The sequence below is a fragment of the Streptomyces pactum genome, assembly GCF_016031615.1.
Lineage (GTDB): Bacteria > Actinomycetota > Actinomycetes > Streptomycetales > Streptomycetaceae > Streptomyces > Streptomyces pactus.
Genome location: NZ_JACYXC010000001.1, coordinates 5,947,898 through 5,962,343, shown reverse-complemented (window position 1 = coordinate 5,962,343; position 14,446 = coordinate 5,947,898). Strand labels below are relative to the sequence as shown.

16 protein-coding genes are annotated in these 14,446 nt (G+C 73.5%); 10 read left to right on the top strand and 6 right to left on the bottom strand.

Going from position 1 to position 14,446, the window contains the following annotated elements:
• Positions 1 to 2 precede the first annotated feature (2 nt).
• The 5 genes from IHE55_RS23450 (at position 3) to IHE55_RS23430 (ending at position 5,283) form a co-directional block, all read left to right on the top strand.
• The gene (locus tag IHE55_RS23450; protein ID WP_197990833.1) at positions 3 to 1,343 is read left to right on the top strand and encodes a sulfate adenylyltransferase subunit 1; all 1,341 of its coding nucleotides are present in this window, start codon (positions 3 to 5) and stop codon (positions 1,341 to 1,343) included.
• Positions 1,344 to 1,433: 90 nt separating this feature from the next.
• Entirely contained in the window at positions 1,434 to 2,510 is a 1,077-nt protein-coding gene (locus IHE55_RS23445; protein ID WP_307826795.1) for an aliphatic sulfonate ABC transporter substrate-binding protein, read from the top strand.
• Between the two features lie 43 nt (positions 2,511 to 2,553).
• Entirely contained in the window at positions 2,554 to 3,387 is an 834-nt protein-coding gene (locus IHE55_RS23440; protein WP_197990831.1) for an ABC transporter ATP-binding protein, read from the top strand.
• Complete coding sequence (locus IHE55_RS23435) at positions 3,374 to 4,456, top strand: ABC transporter permease (protein ID WP_232265672.1); 1,083 nt, start codon at positions 3,374 to 3,376, stop codon at positions 4,454 to 4,456. The genes IHE55_RS23440 and IHE55_RS23435 overlap by 14 nt, the downstream gene beginning before the upstream one ends.
• Positions 4,457 to 4,467: 11 nt before the next feature.
• Positions 4,468 to 5,283: a sirohydrochlorin chelatase gene (locus IHE55_RS23430; protein WP_197990830.1), complete on the top strand. Its 816-nt coding sequence runs from the start codon at positions 4,468 to 4,470 to the stop codon at positions 5,281 to 5,283.
• A 151-nt stretch (positions 5,284 to 5,434) separates the two neighbouring features.
• Here IHE55_RS23430 and IHE55_RS23425 read toward each other — a convergent pair whose 3' ends face one another.
• The 3 genes from IHE55_RS23425 to IHE55_RS23415 all read right to left on the bottom strand — a co-directional run bounded on the left by IHE55_RS23425 (position 5,435) and on the right by IHE55_RS23415 (position 8,112).
• Positions 5,435 to 6,151, bottom strand: coding sequence for a mycothiol-dependent nitroreductase Rv2466c family protein (locus IHE55_RS23425; RefSeq protein ID WP_197990829.1), 717 nt, complete (start codon positions 6,149 to 6,151; stop codon positions 5,435 to 5,437).
• A gap of 185 nt (positions 6,152 to 6,336) precedes the next feature.
• The gene (locus IHE55_RS23420) at positions 6,337 to 6,651 is read right to left on the bottom strand and encodes a cupin domain-containing protein (protein ID WP_197990828.1); all 315 of its coding nucleotides are present in this window, start codon (positions 6,649 to 6,651) and stop codon (positions 6,337 to 6,339) included.
• 246 nt (positions 6,652 to 6,897) lie between these two features.
• A complete protein-coding gene (locus tag IHE55_RS23415) occupies positions 6,898 to 8,112 on the bottom strand; it encodes a S8 family peptidase (protein ID WP_197990827.1) in 1,215 nt (404 codons plus the stop codon).
• Between the two features lie 372 nt (positions 8,113 to 8,484).
• Between IHE55_RS23415 and IHE55_RS23410 the strand changes: the two genes are divergently transcribed.
• The 3 genes from IHE55_RS23410 (at position 8,485) to erm (ending at position 12,300) form a co-directional block, all read left to right on the top strand.
• The gene (locus IHE55_RS23410; protein ID WP_197990826.1) at positions 8,485 to 10,833 is read left to right on the top strand and encodes an MMPL family transporter; all 2,349 of its coding nucleotides are present in this window, start codon (positions 8,485 to 8,487) and stop codon (positions 10,831 to 10,833) included.
• Between the two features lie 270 nt (positions 10,834 to 11,103).
• The gene (locus IHE55_RS23405) at positions 11,104 to 11,250 is read left to right on the top strand and encodes a hypothetical protein (RefSeq protein ID WP_197990825.1); all 147 of its coding nucleotides are present in this window, start codon (positions 11,104 to 11,106) and stop codon (positions 11,248 to 11,250) included.
• Positions 11,251 to 11,529: 279 nt separating this feature from the next.
• Positions 11,530 to 12,300, top strand: a complete 771-nt coding sequence (erm, locus tag IHE55_RS23400) for an ErmE/ErmH/ErmO/ErmR family 23S rRNA (adenine(2058)-N(6))-methyltransferase (RefSeq protein ID WP_232266738.1) — start codon at positions 11,530 to 11,532, stop codon at positions 12,298 to 12,300.
• A gap of 99 nt (positions 12,301 to 12,399) precedes the next feature.
• On the opposite strand, the gene IHE55_RS23395 is transcribed toward erm, so the two are convergent.
• From IHE55_RS23395 to IHE55_RS23385, 3 genes are all read right to left on the bottom strand, one after another.
• Positions 12,400 to 12,615 (bottom strand): DUF397 domain-containing protein, encoded by a 216-nt coding sequence (locus IHE55_RS23395; protein ID WP_197990823.1) that lies wholly within the window; start codon positions 12,613 to 12,615, stop codon positions 12,400 to 12,402.
• A gap of 133 nt (positions 12,616 to 12,748) precedes the next feature.
• Complete coding sequence (locus tag IHE55_RS23390; protein ID WP_197990822.1) at positions 12,749 to 12,958, bottom strand: DUF397 domain-containing protein; 210 nt, start codon at positions 12,956 to 12,958, stop codon at positions 12,749 to 12,751.
• A complete protein-coding gene (locus IHE55_RS23385) occupies positions 12,955 to 13,746 on the bottom strand; it encodes a helix-turn-helix domain-containing protein (RefSeq protein WP_197990821.1) in 792 nt (263 codons plus the stop codon). The genes IHE55_RS23390 and IHE55_RS23385 overlap by 4 nt, the downstream gene beginning before the upstream one ends.
• 238 nt (positions 13,747 to 13,984) lie before the next feature.
• On the opposite strand from IHE55_RS23385, the gene IHE55_RS23380 reads away from it, so the two are divergent.
• Both IHE55_RS23380 and IHE55_RS23375 read left to right on the top strand, forming a co-directional pair.
• Positions 13,985 to 14,284: a hypothetical protein gene (locus IHE55_RS23380; protein WP_197990820.1), complete on the top strand. Its 300-nt coding sequence runs from the start codon at positions 13,985 to 13,987 to the stop codon at positions 14,282 to 14,284.
• Positions 14,281 to 14,445: a hypothetical protein gene (locus tag IHE55_RS23375; protein ID WP_197990819.1), complete on the top strand. Its 165-nt coding sequence runs from the start codon at positions 14,281 to 14,283 to the stop codon at positions 14,443 to 14,445. Before IHE55_RS23380 ends, IHE55_RS23375 begins: the two co-directional genes overlap by 4 nt.
• Position 14,446: the final 1 nt, after the last annotated feature.

Sequence of the window (14,446 nt, the reverse complement as noted above, 5' to 3'; positions counted from 1 at the left end):
CCATGACCAGCACCACCGAGCACCTGTCCGGACCGCTGTCCGCCACCACCCTGCTGCGCTTCGCCACCGCCGGGTCCGTCGACGACGGCAAGTCCACCCTGGTGGGCCGGCTGCTGCACGACTCCAAGTCGGTCCTCGCCGACCAGCTGGAGGCGGTGGAGCACGCCTCCCGCAGCCGCGGCCAGCAGGCGCCGGACCTGGCGCTGCTCACCGACGGGCTGCGCGCCGAGCGCGAGCAGGGCATCACCATCGACGTCGCCTACCGCTACTTCGCCACGCCGCGGCGGCGGTTCATCCTCGCCGACACCCCCGGCCACGTGCAGTACACCCGGAACATGGTCACCGGCGCCTCCACCGCCGAGCTGGCCGTGGTGCTGGTGGACGCCCGGAACGGCGTGGTGGAGCAGACCCGCCGGCACGCCGCGGTCGCCGCCCTGCTGCGGGTGCCGCACGTGGTGCTGGCGGTGAACAAGATGGACCTGGTGGACTACGCCGAGCCGGTGTTCGCCGCCATCGCCGAGGAGTTCACCGCCTACGCCTCCGCCCTGGGCGTCCCGGAGATCACCGCGATCCCGATCTCCGCGCTCGCCGGCGACAACGTGGTGGAGCCCAGCGCCCACATGGACTGGTACGGCGGCCCCACCGTGCTGGAACACCTGGAGACGGTGCCGGTCAGCCACGACCTGGCGGCCTGCCCGGCGCGCTTCCCGGTGCAGTACGTGATCCGCCCGCAGACCGCCGAGCACCCCGACTACCGCGGCTACGCCGGCCAGATCGCCTCCGGGGTGCTGCGGGTCGGCGAGCCGGTGACGGTGCTGCCGTCCGGCCGGACCAGCACCATCGCGGGGATCGACGCGCTCGGGCGGAGCGTGGACGTCGCCTGGGCGCCGCAGTCGGTGACCCTGCGGCTCGCCGACGACCTGGACGTCTCGCGCGGCGACCTGATCGCGCCGGCCGCCGCCGCGCCGGCCACCACCCAGGACGTGGAGGCGACGGTCTGCCACGTCGCGGACGAACCGCTCACCGTGGGGCGGCGGGTGCTGCTCAAGCACACCACCCGCACGGTCAAGGCGATCGTGAAGGAGATCCCGTCCCGGCTCACCCTGGACGACCTCTCCCAGCACCCGGAGCCCGGGCAGTTGGTCGCCAACGACATCGGCCGGGTCCGGGTCCGCACCGCCGAGCCGCTGGCGCTGGACGCCTACGCCGACTCCCGGCGCACCGGCTCCTTCCTGCTGATCGACCCGGCCGACGGCACCACGCTGGCGGCCGGCATGGCGGGCGAGGCGTTCGCCGCCACCACCACCGCACCGGCGGCGGACGACGAGGGGTGGGACTTCTGATGACCGGTGACGCGTACTCGACCTTCGCGAAGGAGGGCGGCCGGGTCGGCAGCGGCGCCCTCGGCAGCGGTCACGGAGGGGTCGCGCGATGTGCGTGCTGACGCCGCGCTTCCACTGCTGATCAGCGCGCTCGGCGCCTGCGGCTACGGCTCCGAGAAGGACGACGAGAAGCGGACCGAGGTCACCGGCGAGAAGATCGACGGCCTGGACGAGGTGAAGATCGGCTACTTCGCCAACCTCACCCACGCCACCGCGCTGGTCGGCCTCAAGGACGGCGGCATCATCCAGAAGGAGCTGGGCGGCACCGAGATCAAGCCCTACACCTTCAACGCCGGGCCGTCGGAGATCGAGGCGCTCAACGCCGGCTCCATCGACATCGGCTGGATCGGCCCCTCCCCCTCCATCAACGGCTATGTGAAGTCGCACGGCAAGAACCTCCGCATCATCTCCGGGTCCGCCTCCGGCGGCGTGAAGCTGGTCGTCAACCCGGCGAAGATCAAGAAGCTGGACGACGTCAAGGGCAAGAAGATCGCCACCCCGCAGCTGGGCAACACCCAGGACGTGGCCTTCCTCAACTGGGTCAAGGAGCGCGGCTGGAAGGTGGACGCGCAGAGCGGCAAGGGCGACGTGTCGGTGGTGCGCACCGACAACAAGGTGACCCCCGACGCCTACAAGTCCGGCTCCATCGACGGCGCCTGGGTGCCGGAGCCGACCGCCTCCAAGCTGGTCGCCGAGGGCGCGAAGGTGCTGCTGGACGAGAGCGCGCTGTGGCCGGACGAGAAGTTCGTGATCACCAACGTGATCGTCAAGCAGTCCTTCCTGGAGGAGCACCCGGACGTCGTGGAGGCCGTGCTCCGCGGCTCGGTGAAGACCAACCGGTGGATCAAGGACAACCCCGACCGGGCCAAGGCGGACGCCAACGCCGCGCTCGCCGAGCTGACCGGCAAGCCGCTGCCCACCGAGGTGGTGGACCCGGCGTGGGAGAGCATCCAGGTCATCGACGACCCGCTGGCGGCCACCCTGGACAGCCAGGCGGAGCACGCGGTGCAGGCGGGGCTGCTCGAAGAGCCCGACCTGGCCGGCATCTACGACCTGCGCCTGCTGAACAAGGTGCTCCGCGCCGAGGGCCGGCCGACCGTCTCCGCGGCCGGTCTGGGCCGGCAGTGACCCGTCCGAGCAACGCCCACCCAACTCACCAGGAGGTGACCGGATGTCCCCGGCACTGACGACCGCGAAGGCCGGCACAGGTGGCGCCCCGGGGCGGGGTCCGGAGCCCGGCGGCGGCCCGGCGGGTGCCCCCGTCGCCGTCCGGATCGGCCAGGTCCACAAGTCCTTCGGCCGGCCCGGCTCCGCGCCGCCGGTCCTGGAGGACATCACCCTCGACGTGCGGCCGGGCGAGTTCGTCTGCCTGCTCGGCGCCTCCGGGTGCGGCAAGTCCACGCTGCTGAACCTGGTGGCCGGGCTGGACCGGCCGACCGCAGGCCGGATCGAGGTGCCCGGCCGCCGGCCGGCCCTGATGTTCCAGGAGCACGCCCTGTTCCCCTGGCTGACGGCCGGCCGGAACGTGGAGCTGGCGCTGCGGCTGCGGAAGGTGCCGCGCGCCGAGCGCCGCCCGGAGGCCGAGCGGCTGCTGGAGCTGGTGCGACTGGGCGGCGCATACGGCAAGCGGGTGCACGAGCTGTCCGGCGGCATGCGGCAGCGGGTGGCGCTGGCCCGCGCGCTGGCGCAGGCGTCCGACGTGCTGCTGATGGACGAGCCGTTCGCGGCGCTGGACGCCATCACCCGGGACGTGCTGCACGGCGAACTCACCCGGATCTGGAGCGAGACGGGGGTCTCGATCCTCTTCGTCACGCACAACGTCCGGGAGGCGGTCCGGCTCGCCCAGCGGGTGGTGCTGCTCTCCTCCCGCCCGGGCCGGGTGGTCCGGGAGTGGACGGTGGACATCCCGCAGCCGCGCCGCATCGAGGACGCGGAGGTCGCCGACCTGTCCGTGGAGATCACCGAGGAACTGCGTAGGGAGATCCGCCGCCATGGCCAGCACTGAGACCGGCGGCGAGCAGCCGCTCCCCGCCACCGGTACGCCGGGGACGGCCGGTGAGGCCGTGGCCACGGCGCCCGCCGCCGAGCGGCCGGGGGACACGCCGGAGGAAGCCGCCGGCACCCGCGGCCCGGACGCCCCGGCGGCTCCCGACGCCCCGGCGGCCCCGGACCGGGGTGCCGGGAAGGACCGCCGGGGCAAGGACCGCCCCGGGCAGGACCTGGCCGGTCTGGAGGCCGGTCTCGACGCGCTCGACGCCGTCCAGGTGCGCCGCCGCGCCCCGGTCACCCAGGTCCTGCTGCAGAAGGTGCTGCCGCCGGTGGTGGCGGTCCTGCTGGTGCTCGGGATCTGGAAGGCACTGGTGGTGGCCGAGGTCACCGACGACTACAAGCTGCCCGACCCGTCGCTGGTGTGGCAGGCGCTGCGCCGGCTGTGGCTGGAGGGCGAGCTGCTGGACATCGTCTGGACGAGCGTCTCGCGCGGCATGTTCGGCTTCCTGATGGCCCTGGCGATCGCCACGCCGCTGGGGCTGATCGTGGCCCGGGTGAAGTTCGTCCGGGCGGCCATCGGACCGATCCTGTCGGGTCTGCAGTCGCTGCCGTCGGTGGCCTGGGTGCCGCCGGCGGTGATCTGGCTCGGACTGAACGACCAGATGATGTACGCGGTGATCCTGCTCGGCGCGGTGCCGTCCATCACCAACGGTCTGGTCTCCGGCGTCGACCAGGTGCCGCCGCTGTTCCTGCGGGCGGGCCGGACGCTGGGGGCCAGCGGGCTGAGCAACGCCCGGCACGTGCTGCTGCCCGCGGCGCTGCCGGGTTACGTCGCCGGGCTCAAGCAGGGCTGGGCATTCGCCTGGCGCTCGCTGATGGCGGCCGAGATCATCGTCAAGTCGCCCGACCTGGGGCTGGGGCTGGGCCAGTACCTGGAGAACCAGCGGAACAACTCCGACATGGCCGGGGTGCTGCTGGGCATCATGCTCATCCTGGTCGTCGGCATCGCCATCGAACTGCTGGTGTTCGCCCCGCTGGAGCGCCGGGTGCTGCGCAGCCGCGGCCTGATCGGCGCGGTCCGCTGAGGCCCCCGCGGATGTCCTCCCCCGTGCAGACGCCCGCCTCCGCCGGCCCGGCGCTGCTGCTCGTCGCGCACGGCAGCCGCGACCCGCGGCACGCGGCGACCGTCACCGCGCTCACCGAGCGGGTGCGGTCGCTGCGGCCGGGGCTGCGGGTGGAGACGGCGTTCCTGGACTTCAACCCGCCCTCGGTGTCCGCCGTGCTCTCCCGCCTGGCGGCCGAGGTGGCGTCCGTACGGGGCTCCGGGCCGGCCGGCGCCGGCCCGGAGCGGGAAGTGGTGGCAGTGCCGCTGCTGCTCACCCGGGCCTTCCACGCCAAGGCCGACATCCCGGCGGCGCTGCGGGAGGCCACCGCACGCCACCCGTGGCTGACGGTCCGTCAGGCGGCGGTGCTGGGGCCGTCGCCGCTGCTGACCGCCGCCCTGGAGCGGCGGCTGGCCCTGGCCGGGGTGCGCCCCGGCGAGCGGGCCCGGACCGGGGTCGTACTGGCCTCGGCGGGCTCCTCCGATCCGGAGGCGAACGCGGTGATCGCTGACATCGCGCGGGAGTGGCGGCTCACCGGTTGGTGCGCCGTGCGACCCGCGTTCGCCTCCGCCTCCGGCCCGCGCACCGAGGACGCGGTGCGCGCCCTGCGGGCGGCCGGCTGCCCCCGGGTGGCCGTGGCCCCCTACGTCATCGCGCCCGGCCGGCTGCCGGACCGCATCGCCCGCGGGGCCAAGGCGGCGGGCGCCGACGTACTGGCCGGGGTGCTGGGCGCGGCCCCCGAACTGGCCCGGCTGGTGGTGCGGCGGTACGAGGAGGCCGCCGCCCGGCGGCCCGCCCTCGTCGCCTGACCCCGGGGCCGGCGCCCGGTTCCGGGTTCGGTGCCCGGTTCCGGGTTTTTGCGCCCGGTTCCGCCGCGTCCGGTGGGACGGCCGTCCGACGGTCCGGACGCCCGGGCCACGCGACCGGGCGGCTGCCGGGCGTACGCCCGCGCCGGGCGGCTCAGCCGAAGTCGAGGTCCCCGGTGCGGGTCCGCTTGAGTTCGAAGAATTTCGGGTAGCCCGCCAGCAGCCGGACGCCCTCGAAGATCCGCAGCGCGTCCTCGCCCCTGGGCACGGCGGTGAGGACCGGCCCGAAGAAGGCGACGCCGTCGATGTGCAGGGTCGGTGTACCCACGTCCTCCCCCACCGGGTCCATTCCCTCGTGGTGGCTGCGCCGCAGCGCCTCGTCGTAGGCGGTGCCGGTGGCCGCGCCGGCCAGTTCCGCGGGCAGTCCGGTCTCGGCGAGCGCCTCCCTGATCACCGCCTCCATGTCCTCCTCACCGCGCACGTGGAGACGGGTGCCCAGGGCGGTGTAGAGGTCGCCCAGCACCTCCTCGCCGTGCTGCTCGGCGGCGGCGACGCACACCCGCACCGGCCCCCAGCCGCGCTCCAGCAGCTCCTGGTAGCGCTGCGGCAGGTTTTCCCGGCCCTCGTTGAGCACCGACAGGCTCATCACCCGGAACCGGAGCCGGAGTTCGCGCTGGCGGGCCACCTCCAGGATCCACCGGGAGGTGATCCAGGCGAACGGGCAGATGGGGTCGAAGTAGAAGTCGACCCGGGGCACCGGGGTGGTGGTGGCGGTATCGGCGGTGGCCGGGGTGGTGGTCGGGGGTGGCGGTGGCGGGGTCGGCGGTCCGAGGGGCGGACGGCCGCAGGGCGCGGCGGTGTGCTCGGTCATGATCGCGAGCGTATCCGGCGGGTGGCCCGCGGGTGCGGGCCAATGGGCGGCCGGAGGACTGGGCCACTCGGCCGCCGGGGCGGGTGGCCGGTACGGGCGCCGGGGCGGGTGCCGGTACGGGTGCCCGGTGCGGGTGCCGGTACGGGGTGCGCCGCCCCGGCACCCGCCGCCGCCCCGGCGGGGCCTCAGCCCTCGGGGTAGAACACGAAGAGGGTGCAGCCGGTGGTGGTCTGCGGCACGTGGGACGAGCCGGCCGGGGCGTGGATGAAGGAGCCGGCCGGGTAGTCGCGTTCGCCGTCGTTGAAGACACCGGAGACCACGAACACCTCCTCCGGACCGGGCTCGTGGACGTCCACCCCCTCCCAGCTGCTGCCCGGATCCATCTCCAGTACGTGCGCGGTGGCACCGTTCTCGCCCGCCCACAGCGGGCGCAGCCGGATGCCGGGGAACAGTTCCTTCACGGGTGCGTCGTGGGCCGAGGCCCAGGTGTACTCGCTCATGCCCCGAGCGTGGCACGCGACGGCCGGGTGCCCCAAGGGCCGAGGGGGTTGCTCCGGCCACCAGTTACGGCGGGCGGTACGCGCACCCGCCCGCCCACCGGCACCCGACGCCGGCGCGTACCCGCCCGCCCACCGGCACCCGGCGACCGCACCCGGCACGCACCGCACCCCGCACGCACGGCGGCCGGCCGCCGTGCCCCGTGGGGGCGGGCACGGCGGCCGGCCGGGTGGTGCGGGACCTCCCCGCTACTCGACTATCTTGAGCAGCTTGTTCGGGGTGCCCGCACCGGGGTTGCTGATCTTGTCGGGCGTGGCGCCACCGACCAGCGCGGCCGCCACCTGCTCGGGGGTGGCGTCCTGGTGGCCGCTGAGGTAGACGGCGGCGGCGCCCACCACGTGCGGGGTGGCCATCGAGGTGCCGGAGATGGTCTTGGTGCCCTCGTCGCTGTCGTTCCAGGTGGAGGTGATGTCCGAGCCCGGGGCGTAGAGGTCCACGACCTGGCCGTAGTTGGAGAAGTCCGACTGGGCGTCGTCCTTGGTGCTGGAGGCGACGGTGATGGCCTCCGGCACCCGGGCCGGGGAGCCCTGGCCGGCGTCGGTGGACTCGTTGCCGGCCGCCACGCCGAAGGTGACGCCCGAGGCGATGGCCTTCCGCACCGCGGCGTCCAGCGCCTCGTCGGCGCCGCCGCCCAGGCTCATGTTGGCGACGGACGGGCCCTGGTGGTTCTCGGTGACCCAGTCGATGCCCGCGACGACCTGCTCGGTGGTGCCGGAGCCCTGGTCGTCCAGGACGCGCACCGCGACGATCTTCGCCTTCTTGGCGATCCCGTGCTCGGCGCCGGCGATGGTGCCCGCCACGTGGGTGCCGTGGCCGTTGCCGTCGTCGGCGTCGTTGTCGTTGTCCACGGCGTCGAAGCCGGAGACGGCGCGGCCCTCGAAGTCCTTGTGGGTCACCCGCACCCCGGTGTCGATGACGTACGCGGTGACGCCCTCGCCGGCGGTGTCGGGGTAGGTGTAGGAGCTGTCGCCCTGGGTGTCGGTCTGGTCCACCCGGTCCAGGCCCCACGACGGCGGGTTCTCCTGGGTGGCGTCGATGGTGAACCGGTGGTTCTGGACGACCTTCGCCACCGCCGGGTCGGCCGCCAGGCGGCGGGCCTCGGTGTCGCTCAGGCCGCTCGCCGAGAAGCCGTTGACCGCCGAGTCGTAGGTGCGGCGCAGCGTGCCGCCGTACTCCTTGGCCAGGTCCTTGCCCTCGGCCGCGGCCTTGACGGACTTTCCGCCCTTGAGCAGCACGATGTAGCTGCCGTCGATCGCGTCCTTGGACTGGGTGCCGTACACGGTGCCCTCGGTGGGGGTCGAGGCACCGGCGGGCAGGGCGACGAAGACGCCGGCGGTCACCGCCGCGGCGGCGCCGATGGCCATCGCCGTCTTCCGCTTGCCGGCACGCTTGTGAGTTGCCATGACGAGGGTTCCTCCTCGTGAGGTGTGGGGGGTTGTGGGGGGTTGTCGAGCTGACGGGCCGCCGGAACGGCCCCCGGGCGGAACCGCACCCGGTTGGTTCGAAACCCTGACCGATTGACGGGCTCAATTCAAAGATCTGGGCCGGGGTGTGACATACGCAACTTCCTTTCGTAAATACAAATCCCGGTGAACACCGGTAAAGCGGAAAAGCGGCCCGTACCCCCTGAACCGGCCGATGTCCCTTTACGTGTAGGGGGCCGCCGTCCGGGGAGGTAGGGATAACCCCCCTCCTGCGGGTGGAGATGCCCCTCCCCGGATTCACCGGCCAGCACGATGGGCCGCCGCGGCCGTGCCCCATAGCGTCATGGACGGATGGCGGCACGGGGTCGCCGCGCAGCAGAAGGAGACGGCGCCGTGGCGCACACAGGCCGCGTGAGCAGGCATGACAGACCGAAGGGGCTCGCCGCCCGGGCGGGTGGCTGGAGCGCCAGGCACCGCTGGCTGGCGGTCGGGGGATGGGTTCTCTTCGTCATCCTCGCGGTGGCGGCCGGCTCGATGGCCGGCCGGGTGGACGTGACGGACAGCGAGGCGATCCCCGGGGAGACCGGCCGCATCTCCAAGATCCTCGACGAGGCGGGGATCAGCAGCCCGGCCTCGGAGACGGTGCTCGTCCAGACCCGGGAGCGCGGCGGACCCACCGCGGACGACCGGGACTTCCGCGCCGCGGTGGAGTCGGTGACCCGGGCCGTGGAGGCCACCGGGGAGGTCACCGCGGTGACCTCCCCGTACACCTCGGACGCGATATCCGCCGACCGGCGCTCGGCCCTGGTCCAGTTCGAGATGCGCGGCGAGGAGGACACCGCCGCCGACCGCGTGCAGCCGGTCCTGGACGCGGTGGAGAAGGCGCAGGACCAGCACCCGGCGCTGCGCGTCGAGCAGTTCGGCGACGCCAGCGGCGACAAGGCGTTCAACGACGCGTTCGGTGACGACTTCCAGCAGGCGGAGTTCTCCGCGCTGCCGGTCGCCCTGGGCATCCTGCTGATCGCCTTCGGCGCCCTGGTGGCCGCGCTGCTGCCGGTGGTCCTGGCCATGACCGCGTTCATCGCCACCACCGGGCTGGTGGCCGTGGTCAGCCACCTGGTGCACATGAGCGACACCGCCAACTCCGTGATGCTGCTGGTCGGTCTGGCCGTCGGTGTCGACTACTGCCTGTTCTACCTGCGGCGGGAGCGCGAGGAGCGGGCCGCGGGCCGGGACGCGGCGACGGCCCTGCGGATCGCCTCCGCCACCTCCGGGCACGCCATCCTGGTCTCCGGCTTCACCGTGATCGTGGCGATGGCCGGGCTGCTGTTCACCGGTGTCGCCGACTTCAAGGCGATGGGCCTGGCCACCTTGATGGTGGTGGCGGTCGCGGTGGTCGGCTCGGTCACCGTGCTGCCGGCGCTGCTGTCGCTGCTGGGCGAGCGCGTCGAGAAGGGCCGGGTGCCGTTCCTGGCCCGGATCAAGAAGGGGCGCGGCGGGTCCGGCGGCAACGGCGAGAGCCGCTTCTGGCGCGCGGTGCTGCGCCGGGTGCTGCGCCGGCCCAAGCTCTCCCTGGCCGTCGCCGGCGGCGCGCTGGTGCTGCTGGCCGCCCCGGCGGTGGGCATGAACACCGCCAACCTCAAGCTGGACCAGGAGTTCGACAGCTCGATGCCGATCGTCGCGGCGTACGAGCGGATGAACGAGGCGTTCCCGGGCGGTCCCGACCCGGCCCGTGTGGTGGTCCGGGCGGACGACATCGGCTCCGCGCCGGTGCGGGCCGCGATCGAGAAGTTCCGCGACCAGGCCGTCGCCAAGGGCGCCTCCAAGGGCCCGGTCGAGGTGACCGTGCACGACCGGCAGAACGTCGCGGTGATCGAGGTGCCGCTGGTCGGCGGCTCGGACGAGGCGAAGAGCGAGAAGAGCCTGGACATCCTGCGCGACGAGGTGCGCCCGGCGGCGTTCGGCGGACTCGACGGTGTGGAGGCGCCGATCGGTGGTTCCACCGCCTCCTCCAAGGACTTCGCCGACAAGATCGGGGCGGCGATCGTGCCGGTCTTCGCCTTCGTGGTGGTCTTCGCCTTCCTGCTGATGCTGATGTCGTTCCGCTCGCTGACCATCGCGGCCACCGCCATCGTGCTCAACCTGCTGTCGGTGGGCGCCGCGTACGGCATCCTCACCGCCGTCTTCCAGCACGGCTGGGGCGCCGGTCTGGTGGGCGCCGAGGGGGTGGGCGCGGTGGTGGCCTGGCTGCCGCTGTTCCTCTTCGTGATCCTCTTCGGCCTCAGCATGGACTACCACGTGTTCGTGGTCTCCCGGATCCGGGAGGCCAAGCTGGCCGGGCGGACCACCAAGGACGCGGTGGTGCACGGGGTGGTCACCACCGCGGGCGTGGTCACCAGCGCCGCCGTCATCATGGTCGCGGTGTTCGCGATCTTCGGGACGCTCTCCATGCAGAGCATGAAGCAGATGGGTGTCGGTCTGGCCGCCGCGGTGCTCATCGACGCCACGGTGATCCGCGGGGTGCTGCTGCCGGCCGCGATGACCCTGCTGGACGACCGGAACTGGTACCTGCCGCGGTGGCTGCGGTGGCTCCCGGACCTCACCCACGACGAGCAGGTCGCGCCGGCCGCACCGGCCGCACCGGCGCCGGGGCCGTACGGGGCGGTGGACGGCTACCGCCCGGAGCACGTGCGAATGTGACGCACCGTCCGGCCCGCCGGGGGGGCGGGCCGGACCGGCCACGGGCGGCGGGCCCCGGAGACCCAGGTCTCCGGGGCCCGCCGCCGTGTGCCCGCCGTGGCCCGCGTCCCTCGGCGGCGGCGAGGAAAACCCGTTGCGGTACGGCCGGCCCGCTCCGTACGGTCGGTCCCGTCGCGCACCGGCGAGGTGGGCGGCAGGTTCGCGTACCCGATCGCGCGGCCGGGCCCCGTACGGCGCCCGCCACCGCGCCCGCTTGTGAGGAGTCCGACGGTGGGCGGTTCCTGCATCGGCGTGTTCACCCGCGTCAACACCCGTGGCTTCGCCCGGGCCGCGCGTGCGCACGCCTGCTTCACGTCCACCCGCCGCCCGCGGCGTGGCCCCGGTGCCCTGGCCGGCCCGGACGCGCCCACCTCCTGACGGACCGCGATCCTCACCTTCCTTCCGACGGTCCGCTCCGTCTCCCGCCGTGCGGGGCTCCGCCCCGCGCTGCCGCGACCGTGCCCGTGCCAGGGCCCCCGTCAGTCCGCAACCATCCGTTCCGGACGGGCGGCAGGGCCTGGCTCCCCTCCCCCCCGCGGCCCCTCGGCCCCGGGGTGTGATCCCGTACTGCCGCCCGACCGGCTTCTCCGACAAGGACCGCCGGCTGTGGCCCGTCACCGACCCTTCCCGCACGACCCCCGACACACCGACCGCGACCTGGCACGTCGCACCCTGTCCCAGAACTTCCTCGCCGACCCCGCCGCCGTCGCCCGGCTGGTCCGCGCGGCCCGCCCGCGGCCGGACGGACTGCTGATCGAGGTCGGCGCCGGGCAAGGCGCCCTCACCGAGGCGCTCGCCCCGCACTGCCGGGAACTCCTCGCCTACGAGATCGACCGCCATCTGGTCCCGGGGCTGCGCGCCCGGTTCGCCGACCGGCCGCAGGTGCGCGTGGTCCACCAGGACTTCCTCGCCGCACGGCCGCCGCGGGTGCCGTTCGCGGTGGCCGCCAACGTGCCGTACGGGCGCACCGCGGACATCGTCGCCTGGTGCCTGCGGGCGCCGCGGCTCACCTCGGCGACCCTGCTGACCCAGCTGGAGTACGCCCGCAAGCGCACCGGCGGTTACGGCCGCTGGAGCCTGCTGACGGTGCGCAGCTGGCCGGAGTTCGAGTGGCGGATGTGCGGCCGGGTGGGGCGGCAGGCCTTCCGCCCGGTGCCGAGGGTGGACTCCGGGATCCTGCGGCTGGAGCGCCGTGCCCGGCCGCTGATCGAGGGCGCCCCGGCCCGCGCCGCCTACCGGGACCTGGTGGAGCTGGGCTTCTCCGGCACCGGCGGCACGCTGTTCGCCTCGCTGCGCCGCGCGGTCCCGGCCCGCCGCCTCACGGAGGGCTTCCGCCGGGCCGGGCTCGCACAGGACACGGTGGTCGCCTTCGCGAGCCCGGCGCAGTGGCTCACGCTGTTCCGCACGGTGAGGCCGGACGCCGGCTGACGTGGCCCCGGCCCGGGGCAACGCGCCTCGGGCCGGGCGCCTGTTCCGCCCGGCAGGGCGGACTCGGACCGCCTGGGCCTCGGCCCGGGCAGGGCGGGTTCAGACCCGCTGAGCCTTTGCCCAGTCGATGAACGCCTGCCACGACGCGGCCGGGAACACCAGCATCGGGCCCTCCGGGTCCTTGCTGTCCCGCACCGGCACGAGGCCCGAAGCGGAAGCGAGGTTGCGTGCCACCTCGACGCACTGCCCGCCGTTGCCGCCGCTGTACGTGGACTTCCGCCAGACGTCCTTCGCGAGGTCGGGTGCTGCACTCATGTCGTGTACTCCTCTGCCACCGCGTCGAAGCCTTCTGGCCCCTCCCCCTTTCACTGCCCGGCGGACGCCTGCGTGCACGGCCAACCGACCATGAAACCGCCGACGTCCGGGGCCGAGCCCCGAGAAACCGACGTCAGACCCGCTGAGCCTTGGCCCAGTCGACGAACGCCTGCCACGACGCGGCCGGGAACACCAGCACCGGGCCCGCCGGGTCCTTGCTGTCCCGCACCGGCACGAGGCCCGGAAAGCCGTCCGCGACCTCGACGCACTCACCGCCGTTGCCGTCGCTGTACGTGGACTTCCGCCAGACAGCCGCCGACAGGTCCTGGGGGGCTTCGCTCATGGCCTGAACTCCTCCGCCACCGCCTCGATCAGTTCCAGGGACGCCTCCGGAGGCAGAGCGGCGGCGCTGGTCAGATGGTAGGCCAGTTGGGCCGCGGCGACAGTCTCCGGTGCCTCCAATACGCTGCCGGTGAAAGGAGCTTCGACATAGGCGACCGGCGGTGCGTCGGCGAAGGACATGATGACCAGTTGCCCGGCCAGGAGCGGGTGCGCCCCGCTTCTTGTCTCCAGCACCTGCACCACCGCCTGCCGAGCCCTGATGCGCTCAGCCACGTGCAGCAGTTGCTCCCGCATGACCCCGGGCCCGCCGATGGGCTTCCGCAGGGCCACCTCATCGACCACGGCCAGGAACTCCGGACGCTCCGGGCGGTCCAGTATCTGCGCCCGCCGCAGCCGCTCCTGAACGAGGCTGTCCACCTCCTCGTCCGTCCGGAAGGGGTTCCAGGCCCGCGTGATCGCCGACGCGTACGCCGGCGTCTGGAGCAGTCCCGGGAACAGACCGGCCCCGTACCTGTCGATGCGGCGGGCCTTCGGCTCCAGCTCTGCCACGAACTTGAAGTAGTCGGCAACCGGCCGCTGCCGTTCGCTGTTGACGGCCATCCGGTAGACCTCGACGAACTTTCCGTCGGCCTTCAGCGCGCGGTCGAGTCGCTCCACGAGCGGCGCGTCCATGCGGCGGGCCGCCGTCTCCAACTGGCTGATGTACGTGGTGCTGACGTGCACCAGCCTGCCCAGCTCGCCCTGCTGAAGGCCGGCGCGTTCGCGGAAGTCGCGGAGCGTGGCCCCCACGTACGCATACGGACTGGACGTCGGGTCCAACGGCTTCCGGTTCGGCATCGCAGAGAGGTCCCCCAACTTTACGAGGAAGTCGAAAACTGAATGCCTTCCCAGCCTATCCGTCGGCGCGTAACCATATCCGCACACACGGTGACCCCCGGCTGGAATCCCTTCCGACGGGCCCGCGCGGCTCCGGGGGTCGCCGTGTGCTTCCCATCGGCGGAAACACGCACCTCTGGAGGCACTACCGATGAGCGGTCACATGGGCTGGCAGGTGGACCTGATCCCCAGCAGCACCCCGCACCTGGACGAGGCGACGGGCAACGTGAACGTCCCCCTGTGGCTCAAGCGCGCGTATCCCACCGGCACCCGGCACGTCGCGGACGTCACGCTGTCCATGTCACCCGCCTCCGCCCTGTCACTGGTCAACGACTTCGGCCGGGTCCTCGACGAGTTGCGGCGGACCGCGCAGTCGATCAGCCTCGCCGAGGCGGTGGCCTCCAGCGACACCATCAGGGAGAACCTGCGCCGCCACGACGGGACGCCATGACGCCGGCCCGGCACCGGCGGCCGGTGGGGCTGCGCGAACGGCACCCGCTCCTGGCGTACGCCGTGCGCGGCGGGCGGCTGCTCGCCGCCGTCCTCGCCGCGGCCGGCCTCCTCGCGCTGGTCCTGCTGCTCGCCTACGAGGGGCAGACCACCGCCCCCTGAT